The sequence below is a fragment of the Longispora sp. NPDC051575 genome (assembly GCF_040681875.1).
In the GTDB taxonomy this organism is placed as follows: domain Bacteria; phylum Actinomycetota; class Actinomycetes; order Mycobacteriales; family Micromonosporaceae; genus Longispora.
Map to the genome: position 1 here is coordinate 292572 of NZ_JBFAZP010000011.1, position 13808 is coordinate 306379.

General features: G+C 72.0%; 13 protein-coding genes and 2 pseudogenes. 4 read left to right on the forward strand and 11 right to left on the reverse strand.

What is annotated here, in order from left to right:
- Positions 1-198: 198 nt before the first annotated feature.
- The 8 genes and pseudogenes from AB0M43_RS32385 to AB0M43_RS32420 form a co-directional block, all read right to left on the reverse strand.
- Positions 199-981, reverse strand: coding sequence for an alpha/beta fold hydrolase (locus AB0M43_RS32385; RefSeq protein WP_363729921.1), 783 nt, complete (start codon positions 979-981; stop codon positions 199-201).
- Positions 975-1310 carry a DUF2516 family protein gene (locus AB0M43_RS32390; protein ID WP_363729794.1) on the reverse strand — a complete coding sequence of 112 codons (336 nt, stop codon included), beginning with the start codon at positions 1308-1310 and terminating at the stop codon, positions 975-977. Before AB0M43_RS32390 ends, AB0M43_RS32385 begins: the two co-directional genes overlap by 7 nt.
- 314 nt (positions 1311-1624) lie before the next feature.
- On the reverse strand, positions 1625-2248 hold the full coding sequence (locus AB0M43_RS32395; protein ID WP_363729796.1) for a hypothetical protein: 624 nt from the start codon (positions 2246-2248) through the stop codon (positions 1625-1627).
- A 29-nt stretch (positions 2249-2277) separates the two neighbouring features.
- Positions 2278-2613 (reverse strand): annotated as a pseudogene (locus AB0M43_RS32400) (helix-turn-helix transcriptional regulator); the annotation flags it as partial.
- Between the two features lie 42 nt (positions 2614-2655).
- Complete coding sequence (locus AB0M43_RS32405) at positions 2656-3621, reverse strand: asparaginase (protein WP_363729798.1); 966 nt, start codon at positions 3619-3621, stop codon at positions 2656-2658.
- Positions 3622-3703: 82 nt separating this feature from the next.
- Positions 3704-4531, reverse strand: a complete 828-nt coding sequence (locus tag AB0M43_RS32410) for a 3-keto-5-aminohexanoate cleavage protein (RefSeq protein WP_363729801.1) — start codon at positions 4529-4531, stop codon at positions 3704-3706.
- Positions 4528-4935 carry a deaminase gene (locus tag AB0M43_RS32415; protein WP_363729924.1) on the reverse strand — a complete coding sequence of 136 codons (408 nt, stop codon included), beginning with the start codon at positions 4933-4935 and terminating at the stop codon, positions 4528-4530. The genes AB0M43_RS32410 and AB0M43_RS32415 overlap by 4 nt, the downstream gene beginning before the upstream one ends.
- 9 nt (positions 4936-4944) lie before the next feature.
- A pseudogene (locus AB0M43_RS32420) lies at positions 4945-5478 on the reverse strand (dihydrofolate reductase family protein); the annotation flags it as partial.
- Positions 5479-5488: 10 nt separating this feature from the next.
- On the opposite strand from AB0M43_RS32420, the gene AB0M43_RS32425 reads away from it, so the two are divergent.
- Positions 5489-6028 (forward strand): winged helix-turn-helix domain-containing protein, encoded by a 540-nt coding sequence (locus tag AB0M43_RS32425; protein WP_363729804.1) that lies wholly within the window; start codon positions 5489-5491, stop codon positions 6026-6028.
- A 54-nt stretch (positions 6029-6082) separates the two neighbouring features.
- Positions 6083-7306: an MFS transporter gene (locus tag AB0M43_RS32430; protein ID WP_363729807.1), complete on the forward strand. Its 1224-nt coding sequence runs from the start codon at positions 6083-6085 to the stop codon at positions 7304-7306.
- Here the strand turns inward: AB0M43_RS32430 and AB0M43_RS32435 are convergent.
- Entirely contained in the window at positions 7232-8239 is a 1008-nt protein-coding gene (locus AB0M43_RS32435; protein WP_363729810.1) for a folate-binding protein, read from the reverse strand. The genes AB0M43_RS32430 and AB0M43_RS32435 overlap by 75 nt on opposite strands.
- Positions 8240-8301: 62 nt before the next feature.
- Here AB0M43_RS32435 and AB0M43_RS32440 point away from each other — a divergent pair, with 62 nt between their 5' ends.
- Positions 8302-9141 (forward strand): aminotransferase class IV, encoded by an 840-nt coding sequence (locus AB0M43_RS32440; protein ID WP_363729812.1) that lies wholly within the window; start codon positions 8302-8304, stop codon positions 9139-9141.
- Between the two features lie 78 nt (positions 9142-9219).
- Here the strand turns inward: AB0M43_RS32440 and AB0M43_RS32445 are convergent, their stop codons facing one another.
- Positions 9220-9612, reverse strand: coding sequence for a winged helix-turn-helix domain-containing protein (locus AB0M43_RS32445; protein WP_363729927.1), 393 nt, complete (start codon positions 9610-9612; stop codon positions 9220-9222).
- A gap of 489 nt (positions 9613-10101) precedes the next feature.
- On the opposite strand from AB0M43_RS32445, the gene AB0M43_RS32450 reads away from it, so the two are divergent.
- Positions 10102-13155 (forward strand): kelch repeat-containing protein, encoded by a 3054-nt coding sequence (locus tag AB0M43_RS32450; RefSeq protein WP_363729814.1) that lies wholly within the window; start codon positions 10102-10104, stop codon positions 13153-13155.
- Between the two features lie 64 nt (positions 13156-13219).
- Here AB0M43_RS32450 and AB0M43_RS32455 read toward each other — a convergent pair whose 3' ends face one another.
- Positions 13220-13795: an FABP family protein gene (locus AB0M43_RS32455; protein ID WP_363729817.1), complete on the reverse strand. Its 576-nt coding sequence runs from the start codon at positions 13793-13795 to the stop codon at positions 13220-13222.
- Between the last annotated feature and the right edge of the window lie 13 nt (positions 13796-13808).

Below are 13808 nucleotides of genomic sequence, written 5' to 3' on the forward strand. Positions count from 1 at the left end.
TGGCGCCAGCCGGAGGCCGACCGCTTGCTGGGGGATCGGGTGGCGAGAGGCCCGGCCGGTTCGTTGGCGTGGTGGGGAGGCGGTGGGCGGTCGCCCGGCTCGGTGGTGGACGCCGGGTGTCGCGGGAGTCGAGTGCCGCCGGATGCCGGGGCCACGGCACCTCGTAACCGTCTGATTTTTGGCGGTCTTGATCTCTGGTCAGCTGTTGAGGAAGGTGGAGATGCGTTCGCGCAGGTCGTGGCGGTGACGCCACAGGGGGTGCGGTTCGTCGTAGACGTGCAGGGTGGCGCGGGGCAGGAGGTCGGCGACGCGTTCGGCGGTCTCGGCCGGGTGCAGGGTGTCGCCCCGGCAGCCGATCACGAGGGCCTCGGCGGTGACGGCCTTCAGCGGTTCGGCGGAGTCGACGGCGGTCTGGTCGGGCAGGCCGGCGAGGGAGGCGCCCAGGCCGCTGCCGAGCAGGGCGGTGGTGCGCAGGGTGATGAAGGCGCGGGCGGCGCTGGTGCCGCGCAGTTCCGCCGGGACCTCGGTGGCGACCTCGGCGGCCACCGCGTCCCGGTCGGCGCTGGCGATGGCGCGGAGCAGACCCCCGAGACGGGTACGCGCGGCGGCCGGCCGGGGTTCGTCCAGCACCGCGGGCAGGAACAGCACGATCCTGTCGAACCGGGTCGGCTCGGCGGCCAGCAGCCGGCAGAGCGCGCCGGCCCCGAGGCTGACGCCCACCGCCCGGGTCGCCCCGGTCGCGTCGGCGACGCCGCGCAGGTCGTCGGCCAGGTCCTGATAGGTCCAGGCCCCGGCGGGTGCGGTGGACGCGCCGTGCCCCCGGAACTGGAAGAACACCCGGCTGCCGGCGACCGCGCCGCCGAGGGGGCGGGTGTCGGCGATCCCGCCGGCCAGGCCGTGCGCGAAGACGGTGACCGGGGTGCCGGAGCCGGTGGTCAGGCTCTCCAGGCGCACCCCGGGCGCGACCTCGATGGTCACCAGTGGCCGTTGGTCGCGTCCCGGATGCCGGGGCGGACGTCGAGCAGGTACACCGAGGAGGCGAGGATCGCGAGCATGCTGAACAGGCCCGGGGCCTGCCGTCCGACGCCGACCAGGATCGTGACCAGGGAGATCAGGGTGGCCCCGCCGAGCAGCGCCATCCACGGGCCCTTGGCGAGGGTGCCGACGGCGGTGAACGCGTCGGCGCGCTGCCGCACGCAGTGGAACAGGGCCGCCGCCGAGATGATCATGGCGAAGATGGCGATCACCATGTTGACCAGGGTGATCACCGAGTAGACCCACGGACCGCCCAGCGGAAGGAGGTTGCTCATCCCCCCAGCCTACTGCCGTCCACCACGGGACCCGGTGCGTCACACCACGCCCGATTCCGCCCACACCGTCCTCAGCCGCGCGGACCCTCCGGCTCGGGGCACCGCACCCAGGCGCTCGCGCGCGAACTGACCGAGCGCCATCGGGCGGCCTCCCGATGCCGGTCACGCGAGCGCGACGCGTTCGGCGAGCGCGGCACCAGCCGGGTGGCGGCACGGGCACGGACATGCGGATCAGGCGCGGGACATCTTGCCGGGCGCGGAGACGCCGCAGGAGCCCTGGTCGGCGGACCGGGGCTCCTGCGGCGGGGTGGTGACTACTCCGCGGCGGGCGGGGTGGCCTTCTTCACGGCCTTCTTGGCGACCTTCTTGGCCGGCGCCTTCGGAGCGGCGGCCTCGGCCTTCGGGGCGTCGACCTTCACGGTCGGCGCCTCGGCGGCCTTCGGCTCCGCCGGGGCGGACGCGATGAACTCGGCGGCCTCGGCCGGGTCCTTCGGCGCGTCGGGCGCGGTGTGCGCGACGGCGTCGATCGTGGCCTCGGCCTTGACCGGCTCCGGGGTCGGCTCGCCGTCGAGGACGACGGTGCCGCGCTCGACGAGCTTCTCGAACGTCGACTGGGCGCGCTCGGCGAGCTTGTCGGCGCTGCGCTTGGCGGCCTCGCGGGCCTTCTCGGCCTCGCTGACCAGGTATTCCTTCGCCTGGCCCTTGCGGACCTTGCGGCGCAGGCCGGAGATCTCGACGTAGGCGCGGGCGCCCAGCTCGGCGATGTCGCCGGCCGCGCGGCCGCCCAGGTCGAGGGCCTTGTCCTTGATGTTGCCCTCGCGGACCTTCGCCGAGAGCTTCGCGGCCTGGGCCGGGATCTTCTCGATCTGCTCGCGGGCGATGTCGGCGGCGCCGGCCGCGGCGTAGAGGGCGGTGGGGAGCTTGGTCTCGGTGGTCACTTCGACTCCTCGTGCTCGGGGTTTTCGGCTCGCTGGTTCTGCTGCCGGAAAGACTCGTAGATCTGGATCAGGGTCTGCTTCTGCGACGCGTCGAGGCCCGGGTCGGCGGCGATGGCGGCCGGCACACCCTGGTCGTCCTTGATGTCGAGGAGACCCGCCCGCAGATACATGATCGGGGTGGAGACCCGCAGGGCCGCGGCGATCTGTTGCAGCACCTCAGCGCTGGGCTTGCGGAGCCCGCGCTCGATCTGGCTCAGGTAGGGATTGCTGACCCCGGCACGCTCCGCGAGTTCGCGGAGGGAGATCTGGGCGTTGCGGCGGAGGCCGCGAATGAATTCGCCGAGGTCCCGGGGGCCATCTGTCATGACCCGACGGTACCTCGGCGTGCTAACTGTTGCGAGCAAGTGCTAGCTGAGAGATAGCACACGTACCTTTCCGACGGGGCGGCCGCCGCCGAGAAGTACCTGCTCGGCGAGGTCTTCGAGGACCGGGGCGTCCAGGCCCAGGCGGCGGAGTGCGGCGACCGTCACAGGGGTACGCGCGCGCATCGCCCCGTCGTCGATCTTCGCGGCCACCGCGCCGACCCCGGGTACGGCCACGGCGGACACGCCCTCCGCCCCGCCCTTGGACAGCAGCCCGGGGATCCCGGTCATCAGGAGCGTGTCGTCCGCGCCGGTCCCGGCGATCAGGTCCGGGTACTCCCGCATCGCGTCGGCGACCCGGCGCTCGGGGCTGCCCGGCTCGGCGGACACCAGCTTCAGGAAGGCCGCCGCCAGTTCGCGCAGGGTCAGGGAGAACACGGGCGCGCCGCAGCCGTCCACTCCGGTCGCGACGACCGGCCCGCCGACCAGGTCCTCCAGGGTGCGGCGGGTGGCGACCTGCAACGGGTGGTCGGCCTCGCGGTACCCGTCGAGGGGCCAGCCGGCCGCCCGGCAGGTCAGGAGCATCGCGGTGTGCTTGCCGGAGCAGTTCATGTAGATCGGGGCCGGGGAGCCGCCGGAGGCCAGTACCGCGCGGCGGGCGTGCTCGAACAGGGGCAGGTCCGCCGGGCAGGACAGCGCCGACTCGTCCAGGCGGCCGGCTGCCAGCATCGCCCGGACCCTGGCGACGTGCCGGGGCTCGCCGTAGTGGCTGGCGGAGGCCATGGCCAGGTCGGCGGGGTCGTCGAGCCGGAGCCCGGCCCGGAGCATCGCGACCGCCTGGAGTGGCTTGTTGGACGACCGGGGGAAGATCGGGGCGTCCGCGTCGCCGGTCACGCTGACGTCGCGCCCGGCCGCGTCGAGGACGACGACGGAGCCGTGGTGCAGGCATTCGACGAACCCGGAGCGGACGACCTCGACGAGGAGCCGCCCGCCCTGGTACCGGCGGGTCATCGCCCGCACCGCGCCCGATCGGCGCCGGCCGCGCCCCAGGCACCGGCACCCGCGACGCCCGCCCGGGTCGGACAGTGGCCGGTCATCGGCCCTTGATCCCCAGCATGCTGCGCGCCTCGTCCGGCGTGAGCGGCGGTCGCTGGGCGAGTCTGGCGAACCCGGCCGCCCGGGCCACGAGCTGCATGTTCCCGTCCACGGGCTGCCCCTTGGCGTACGTCAGGGTGTCCTCCATCCCGACCCGCAGGTGCCCGCCGGCCGACAGCGCCGCGAGCATCACGGGCAGGCTGGAGCGCCCGACCCCGGTGGCCGAGAACGTGGCCCCGGCCGGCAGGTCGCGCAGCGCGTGCTTGAACGCGACGAGCGTCTCCACGGTCCCGGGCGCGCCGCCGGGCACCCCCAGCACGAAGTCGACGTGCACGTGCCCGCCGGCCGGCAGCCCGTACTTGTCGAGCAGCTTGCCGAGCGCGTGCAGGTGACCGAGGTCGAAGATCTCGTACTCGGGGACGACGCCGTTCTCCTGCATCTTCTGGTGCAGGGCGACGATGAACTCCCAGCGGTTCATGAACACGTCGTCGCCGAAGTTGAGCGTGCCCATGGTGCAGGAGCCCATGTCGGGGCCGGCGTCGACGACGGCGAGCCGGGCGGCCTCCGGGTCGGTGACGGCGCCGCCGGTGGACAGCTGGACGATCAGGTTCGTCTCGGCGCGCACGGCCTGCACGGTGTCCCGGAGCAGCGCGGGGTCCAGGGAGGGCTTGGCGTCGGCGTCGCGGACGTGGATGTGGATGACGCTGGCCCCCAGCGCCTCGCACTCCTGCGCGGTGCCGACCAGTTCGGGGAGGGTCACGGGGAGCGCGGGGACGTCGGTCTTGCTCGTCTCCGCCCCGGTCGGGGCCACAGTGATCAGCGTCATGGCCCCATCATGACATTGGTGGCCCGGGCCTCGGCTGCCAGTTCGGTCAGCTCCACGACCTCGATACCGACGGCTTTCAGCACCGCGTCGCCGTCGCCCTGGACGAAGACGGGCGGCTCCCGCCACGCGTACACGACCCGGGCGATTCCGGCTTCTATCAGGCGGTCGGCGCAGGGGCGGGCACCGGACTTGCGGATGCTGCACGGTTCGAGCGAGGAGTAGACGGTCGCGCCCCGGGCATCGGTGAGCTTGTTGAGCGCGGCCTGTTCGGCGTGCACGGTGGGGTCGGTCTCCCGGGAGTACCCGGTGGACAGGATCTCGCCGTCCCGGACGATCACCGCGCCGACCGCGAAGGCCGTCTCGGAGGGCGGGCAGAGCTTGGACAGTTCGATGGCCTGGCGCATGAAGGCGTGGTCGCGGAGCAGGTAGCGCAGCACGACGACCTGGTCGAGCTGCGTGACCGAGGCGAGGGTGGCCTCGGCGACGCCGTGCAGCCGGGTGCCCCGGGGGTCGCCGACGAACCGGGGCGCGATCGCGAGGTGCAGCTCGTCGGCGAGGCCCCGGTCGAGGAACTGGGCGAGCACGTCGGCGCCGCCCTCGACCATGAGGCGGCGTACCCCCCGGGATCGAAGATCTTTCAGAGCCAGATCGATCGACGGGTACGCCAACCAGTCGTCCCCCGCTTCCACGCTCCGGCTGACCACGACGCGCAGCGGGTGCTCCGGCAGCCCGGCGGCGACCCGCGCGGCGACTCGGTCCTCGGAGCGGATCCGGAGCCGGGGCTGGTCCCGCCGGAACGTGTTCCCGCCGACCATGATCGCGTCGCAGCCGGCCCGGACCTCGTCGACCCGGTCGAAGTCGGCGGCGTTGGACAGCAGGAGCCGGGTGTCGGAACTGTCATCGAGGTAGCCGTCGATGGAAGCGGCGCAGCTCAGAACCACATACATAATCTCTAGTGTGACGAGTCCTGTGCACATCGATGACCCGAAGGTCATGAGAGCCCTGGCGCACCCCGCCCGGCTGGCCATCCTGACCCGCCTCCATCAGCACGGCCCCACCACGGCGACGGAGTGCGCCGAGGTCACGGGGCTGTCGCCGTCCGCGACGAGCTACCACCTGCGCGCGCTCGCCGACTACGGCCTGATCGAGAAGGCCGAGTCCCGGGGCGACGGCCGGGAGACGGTGTGGCAGTCGAAGTCGACGCACATGCACGTGCACCAGGACACGCCCGAGTCGCGGACGGCCGGGCGGCACCTGCTCAAGGCGTGGCTGGCCCGGCAGGACCAGGCGCTGTACGACTGGATGGACCAGGAGCAGGAGCAGTCGGAGGACTGGCGCGACGTGGTCCGGGTGGACAACGTGCGGGTGACCGTGAACCCGGAGCGCCTGGTCGAACTGATGGAGCGGGTGCACGTCCTGCTGGAGGAGTACCGGGACACCGGGGACGACAACGCGCGGAAGGTGTCGATCTCGCTCCGGGCCGTTCCGCTGCTCTGAGGCCGGCCGTTCGGTCATTGTGAAGTAAAAACTTCGAAGTTTATGCTTCATAACATGACCCCGTTGCCGCGTCAGATCCACGCCGTCGCCGCCGCGTTCGCGGTGACCATGCTCGGCGACGGGCTCGCCATCACCGCCCTGATGCTCGACCTGCACGACCGGCACGCCGGGGCCTCGGCCATCGCGGCGCTGTTCGCGGCCATGTCCCTGCCGGCCGTCCTGCTCGCCGGGGTCTCCGGCCGGATCGTGGACCGGGTGCCGCCCCGCCGGCTGCTGCCCCCGGTCGGCGCGGCCCTGGTCGCGGTGTGTACGGGGATGGCGTTCGTCGAGTCGGTCCCGCTGCTCCTGGCCCTGTTCGCGGTGCTGTCGGCGCTGATGACGGTCGTGTCCCCGGCCGTGTTCGTCGCGGTCACCCGGTCCGCGCCGGGCGAGCTGCTCAGCCGGGCCAGCGCCCGGGTCTCGGCGGGCGGCAGCCTCGGCATCCTGCTCGGCACGGCGCTCGGCGGCTTCATCCTCGACCGGCTCACCCTGCGCGAGGTGCTGCTGATCGACGCGGCCAGCTACCTGGCGATCCTCCTCGCCGGGTACGCGTTCCCGAAACTCGCGCCCGGCGAGGAGCACGTCCGCCCCGCCCGGTCCGGCTTCCTGGTCGGCGTGCGGGTCATGCGCGGGCACAGCCTGGTGTTCCGGCTCCTGGTCCTGGGCGCCGTCCTCGGCTTCTCGGTGCAGCTGATGAACGTCGCCGAGGTGTTCCTGGTCCGCGACGACCTGCACGGCAGCGCCACCGCCTTCGGCGCCCTGACCATGGTGTGCGCGGCCGGCCAGATGGGCGGGGCGTGGCTCGCGGGCAACTATCTCGGCAACCGGCCCACCGCGGGGGTCGCGTACCTGGCCGCCGGGCTGTCGGGGCTGCTGATCCTGTCGATCGCGGTCACGTACCACCTGCCGGTGCTGTTCGTGATCATGGCGCTGGAGGGCGCGGTCGGCTCGGCGTTCGTCGTGGCCCGGCAGACCACCGTCGGCCGGGACGTCCCCGCCGAGCACCGGGGCAGCGCGGCGGCGGCCAGCGCGGCGGTCAGCAACACGTCGATGGTGTTCGCCCTGGTGGCGGGCGGGATCCTCACCTCGGTGCTGCCGAGCCGGCTGGTCTTCGCGATCGGGGGCGGCCTGGTCCTGGTGGCGCTGGCCGTGACCGCGACCCGGCTAGTCGATCGCCGCGGCCCGCGCGCCGACCATGAGCTTGGCGTCGTCGGCGACGTTGCGCTTGAGCACCGCTAGGGAGACCTGGCCCAGCTCGTGGTGCCGGACCGTGGTGCCGACGAAGCCGACCTGCCGGCCGTCCAGCTCGACGGCCGCGCCGACCGCCGGCAGCTCCTCGTCCACCCCGTCCAGGTGCAGCATGACCAGCCTGCGGGGCGGGCGGCCCAGGTTGTGCACCCGGGCGACGGTCTCCTGACCCCGGTAGCAACCCTTGTCGAGGTGTACGGCGGGCGCCAGCCAGTCCACCTCGGCCGGCAGCGTCTTGTGGTCGGTCTCGAAGCCGAGCCGGGGCCGGCGGGCCTCCACCCGGAGCGCCTCGAACGCCCACAGGCCGGCCCGGGGCAGGTCGAGGGTGTCCAGGAACGTCGACGTCCGGGGCAGGACGAGATCCGCCCCGTACGACATCCGGCGGACGAACCCGCCGCCCGGCAACGCCACGACCGGGTAGCCCGTGGTGGGCCGCCGCGCCACGTCCACGGACGCGAACTTGGCCGCCGGCACCGGCGAGGTGCTCACCGCGCCCAGCTCGGGCAGGTGCTTGAGCGCCTCGGGGCCGACCACGGACCAGACGGCCATCTCGGCGCTCAGGTCCACCGGCTCGACCCGGAGCATGAACCGCATCCGCTGGAGGTACGTGTACAGGTCGCCCGCCGTGCCCGGTTCCACGTCGAGCCACAGGGTGCCGTCGAGGTCCGCCAGCACGGCGTGGTGCTCCACGTGGCCGTGCGGGGACAGGAACAGGGTCTCCGTGCCCTCCACGGCGCCCTCGAGGAACTGGGTGGTCAGGCTGTGCAGCCAGCTCAGCCTGTCCTCGCCGGGGATGGCCAGCACGCCCCGGTGCGACCGGTCGACGAGACCCGCCTCCGTGGCGAGCGTCCGCTGCTCGCGCGCCGGGTCGCCGTAGTGCGCGGGCACCCTGGCGTCTCGACCCTCACCGAAAACCGCGGTCATGGGCACTCTCCTGTCCGACACCTACCGATCATATGCCGGTCGGCCGACTACCATCCTTTTCCGTGAACCGCATAGTCGCCGTCCTGGGCCGGGGCCTGGTGCCCGCCGACACTCCGCTGCTGCGCGCCGACGACCTGGGCGCCGTGCGCGGCGACGGGGTCTTCGAGACGCTGCACGTCCGCGCCGGGGCCCCCTGGCTGCTCGACGAGCACCTCGCCCGCATGATCAACTCGGCGGACCGTCTCGACCTGGACCTGCCGCCCGTCACCGACCTGATCGAGCTGGCCCGCCAGGCGTGCGCCGCGTGGCCGGCCCACGAGGAGGGCGCGCTGCGCCTGGTGTGCACCCGGGGCCCGGAGGACGGCGGCCCACCCACGGTGTACGCGACCCTGGCCCCCGTCTCCCCCAAGCTCAAGACGTACCGGGCCGGCGGCGTGTCCACCGCCACCCTGCCGCTGGGCGTCACCACCCACGCGCGCACCCCGGCCCCGTGGCTGCTGGGCGGCGTGAAGAGCGTGTCGTACGCGATGAACATGGCCTGCCAGCGCTGGGCCGTCCGCAACGGGTACGACGACGCCCTGTGGCTGTCCACCGACGGGTACGCGCTGGAGGCCCCGACCTCCACCCTGCTCTGGCAGGTCGGCGAGGAACTCCTGACCACCCCGACCTCGACGGGGGTACTCGCCGGCACGACCGCGCGGTTCGTCCTCGACCACGCCGGGGAGCTGGGGCTGACGGCCGGCGAGAAGCTGGTCACGCCGGCGGAGCTGCTCGCTTCTCGCGGGGTGTGGCTGGCGTCTTCCGTGCGCGGGCTGGTCGAGGTGACGTCCATCGACGGGGCGGCTCTGGCCGGCGCGGGGTCGACCCGGGCGTTGCAGGAGCTGGTGGGGTACCCGGTCTAGGCCGGACCGCGCCGACCCGGGGCCGGTCCGACCCATCACAGATCTTGTCAGCCGCCCGGCTCCCGGGCGGCTATTCACTCACCCGGTCTGACGCAGTCGGTAACCGACCCCGCGGACGGTTTCGACCCCGACGGCCACCCCGGCCTCCCGCAGTTTGCGCCGCAGCCGCTTGATCGCCGAGTGCAGAACGGACGCGTCCCCGAGGTACGCGGAGCGCCACACCCGCCGGTACAACCGTTCGTAGCTCCACACCCGACCGACGGGGGTGGCGAGGCTGTCGAGCAGCTCGCGTTCGAGCCGGGTCAGCTCGACCGGGCTGCCCCGCCAGGTGACCTGGGCGGCGCGCCGGTCCATCGTCAGCTCGCCGACCGCGACGACGCCCGGCTCGGGCATCGGGGGAGGTGGGGCGGCCTGCTGCTGCGTGCCCGGCAGGGCCAGCAGCGAGCGCAGCGTGTCGAGATCCGGGCACATCAGCACGACGCCGGTGCCGTCCAGCTCTCGGGCCAGCCGCAGTCGCAGGCCGGCGTCGGGCGTGACGCAGACGACGAGAGGTAACTCTCCGTCAAGGGCCTGCCCGAGGTCGGTCCGACGCTTCTGCGTCCGACCGGCCTCCACCAATCGGAGGACTGGAGCCGCCATCTGTACCACCTCTCGGGCGAGCTTGCCCATGGGTCGTTCGTGTACAGCCAAGCCGTCCGGAAGGCCGACGTCAAGCCCCCACTACTCCGCGTAACCATCGATGTCGTTACCTATTGACAGGATCCTGCCCAGAAACTGCCAGACTCACGGTCTTGAATGCTTCATTCTCCTATAGGGAGCATGACGCCTTAAGGTCTGGCGTGGCGGAAAAGCGTCGCGGCCCCGGACCGCACCTCGGAGTTGGGGAGGTCACACGTGGCATCTGTCCACGTAAGACGTTTACTCGCACCACCAGTCATTGTCGGCACCACCGTGCTGGCGATGTTGGGTGCCGGCAACCAGCTGGCACTCGCCGCGCCCGTCACCCCGGCCGCGGCAGTCGGTCAGAACAGCGTCCAGAACGTCGAGGGCATCGGTGCGGTCACGGGTCTCGTGTACGACGCGAGCACCGGCCAGGTCATCGTCGGCGCCCGGGTCGAGGTCAGCGGGATCTCCGCGGTCACCGGCTCCGACGGCCGCTACTCGCTGAACGTCCCGGCCGGCGCGCAGCCGGTGGACGTCTCGGCGTACGGATACGCGCCGCAGAGTGTCACCGTCAACGTTGTCGAAGACGGTACTGTGACGCAGGGCTTCAACCTGCAGCCCGTGCCGAGCGTCGCCGTCACCGGCAAGGTGCTGGACGACTCGGGCCACGGCTACCCGCTCTACAGCAAGGTGTCGGTCGTCGGCACGCCCGCGAGCACCTACACGAACCCGTTGACGGGCGAGTACACCCTCTCGGTGCCCAAGGGCGTCAAGTCCGTGATCAGCTACACGCCGGTCTACCCGGGTTACACCGGCGGCACGGTCACGCTGCCCGCGTCGGACACCAACGTCGTCAAGGACGCGAAGCTCAAGGTCGACGCGGCCTGCACCGCGGCCGGCTACGCCGTCAACCTGGGCACGCCGATCCTGAACGAGGCGTTCGACTCGGCCAGCGGCGCGCCGACCGGCTGGACCGTCGTGGACCAGACCACGCAGGGCGGCTGGGTCTTCAACGACGTCAAGAACCGCGGCAACATGACCGGTGGCACGGGCAAGTTCGCCATCGTGGACAGTGACGGCTTCGGCTCGGGCAAGGTCCAGGACAGCTCGCTGCTGTCCCCGGTCGTCAACCTGAGCGCGGCCGGCGCGCCGACCCTCAAGTTCAACAGCGACTACCGGTCGTTCCTGCGGGACGCCGTCAACGTCGACGTGACGACCGACGGCGGTGCCACCTGGACGAACGTCTGGCACCGCGAGGCCGGTCAGAGCCAGCGCGGCCCCGTCACCAACGAGGTCTCGCTCGCCGCCGCCGCGGGTGCCGCCGCCGCGCAGCTCCGCTTCCACTTCACCGGCTCCTACGACTACTGGTGGGAGCTCGACAACATCGTGCTCCAGAACCGGAGCTGTGACCCGGTCGCGGGCGGCATCGTGCTGGGCAACACGTTCGACGTGAACACGGGCAAGCCGATCAACGGCGCGTCGGTGACCAGCACGGACAAGCCTGCCGAGAAGACCATCTCGGGCCCGACCCCGGACGACCCGAACGTCGCCGACGGCTTCTACTGGCTGTTCTCGACGCTCACCGGCTCGCACCCGTTCGGCGTGTCCAAGTCCGGTTATGTCTCTGACAGCGTCACCGCGAACGTGGTGGGCGACGGTGTCGTGTGCGTCAACAGCTCGCTGAAGGCGCCCCGGCTCGAGCTCGACACGGCGAACATCGAGATGTTCCAGTCGGTCGGCGCGAACCGCAACACCTACGTCACGGTGAAGAACACCGGTTCCGCGCCGGTGGACGTCACCCTCAGTGAGCAGGCCGGGGCGACCACGCCGACCGTGCAGAAGAAGGGTGCCGGCGTCCGCAACGTCGTCGTCGCCGGCGGGGTCGACAAGGGCTTCGTGGCCGCCGACAGCAAGGGCTCGCAGGGGGTCACCCACAAGCCGGGCAACCTCGGCGCGGTCGCTGACGGCAGCTGGGAGGACGTGGCCTCGTTCCCGAGCGCCATCTCCGACAACACCGCGGTCGGCCACCAGGGCAAGGTCTACTCGCTCGGCGGCAACTCCGACGGCACGAACACCCGCAAGCTCTGGGTGTACGACTCGGCGACCAACACCTGGACCGCCGCCGCCGACGCGCCCTCGGCCCGCTCGAAGCCGCAGATCGCGATCGTGGGCGGCAAGCTCTACGCGTTCGGCGGGTTCGGCGCGACGGGCAACAACCCCAGCGTCGACGTGTACGACCTCGCGTCCAACACGTGGACCACGGCCGCCGCGACCAACCCGGCCCCCAAGGCCGGCGCCGGTTCGGCCGTCCTCGGTGGCAAGATCTACATCGTGGGCGGTTGCGACGGCTCCTCGTGCACCGACACCTCGGACGTCCGGGTGTACGACCCGGTCGCCGGCACGTTCGGCACCGCCGCGGCGTACCCGCACGGCGTCTCGTGGATCGACTGCGCGAACCTGGCCGGCAAGGCGTACTGCGCCGGTGGCACCGCCGACATGGCGTACACCGACGGGTACTCCTACGACCCGGCCGCCGACGCGTGGAGCCCGATCGCGGACCTCCCGATCGACCTGTGGGGTTCGGCCGGCGCCTCGGCCAACGGACAGTTCCTGCTGCTGGGCGGCATCACCGGCCAGTCGACGGCGCTGACCAACCGGGGCTTCGCGTACAACCCGGCGGACAACACCTGGACCGAGCTGCCCGAGTCCCGGGTGCCCACCGCCCGTGGCGGCGGCGCCTGCGGCTCGTACAAGGTCGGCGGCTGGACGGGCCCGTTCGAGCCGTCCACCGGTGTCGAGAAGCTGACCGGCTACGACCAGTGCGGCGAGGCCGGCCCCGGCGGGGCTGACGTGCCGTGGCTGAACGAGACCCCGAAGACGGTCACGCTGCAGCCCGGCAAGTCCGCGAAGATCCTGGTCCAGCTCACCGCCACTCCGGAGAACGGCGTGGCGCAGCCGGGCGACTACCGGGCCGAGCTGTCCGCGACCGGGGCCACCCCGTACGCGGCGCCCAAGGTCGACATCCTCATGCACGCCCTGCCGCCGTCCAACTGGAGCAAGCTCACCGGCACCGTCACGGGCACCTCGTGCGCCGGCGGCACCGGTCCGGTCGGCGCGACCGTCCAGGTCAACGGGACGGGCAGCAACCAGTTCACGCTGAAGTCGTCGGCTGCCGACGGCAAGTACCAGTACTGGGTGCCGCGCGGCAAGTACCAGATCATCGTCGCCAAGGACGGCTGGATCCCGCAGGTCAAGGACCAGACGTTGACGGCGGGCCAGGTCCACACCGTGGACTTCAACCTGCGTCCGTCGAGCCCGTGCACGATGGGTTCGAGGCTGGCACTGCAGTAACGAACAACGCCTGAAAAGCGAACCGCCCCGGGGAGTACTCCTCCCGGGGCGGTTCGTTCGTTTCCTAGCCCGCGACCCGCAGCAGCCGGGCCGACAGATGCGGCTGCAACGGCTTCCCCACGGCCGCCAGGTCGTACGCGTACAGCAGCGCGCCCTCGACGATCCCGTACAGCCGGTGCCCGCCCGTGACCTCCTTGGCCGTGGCCGTGCGCACCACCGCGTCGGTGGACATCTCGACCTTCAGCCCGGACACGGTGCCCAGGTACAGCTCCAGGAACCCGGTCGGCTCCGTCAGCAGCACCTCGACGTCGTCGGTGGCCTGCCCGTCCTTGAGCACCGGCCGCCACCAGCCCACCTCGCGGGCCGCCGGCCGGATCGGCTTGCTGTCGGCGTCGAGCAGCCAGGTCCGCGACTCGTACGCGAGGAACGGCCGGCCGTCGTGGCTGAACCGGATCTCCTGGGCGAACTGGAAGTCCTCGATGTCCGGGTAGCCGCCCTGGCCCCGGCCGCGCCACACGCCCACGTACGGCAGCAGCGCCAGCAGGCCCGGGTGCAGGTCCGGCCCGACCCGCAGGTCGTGGGTCTCCTCGTACGGGTACTCCTCAACCGGCGGCGCGTTGAGCCACGGAGGCGTTTCCATTGCGAATCTCCTT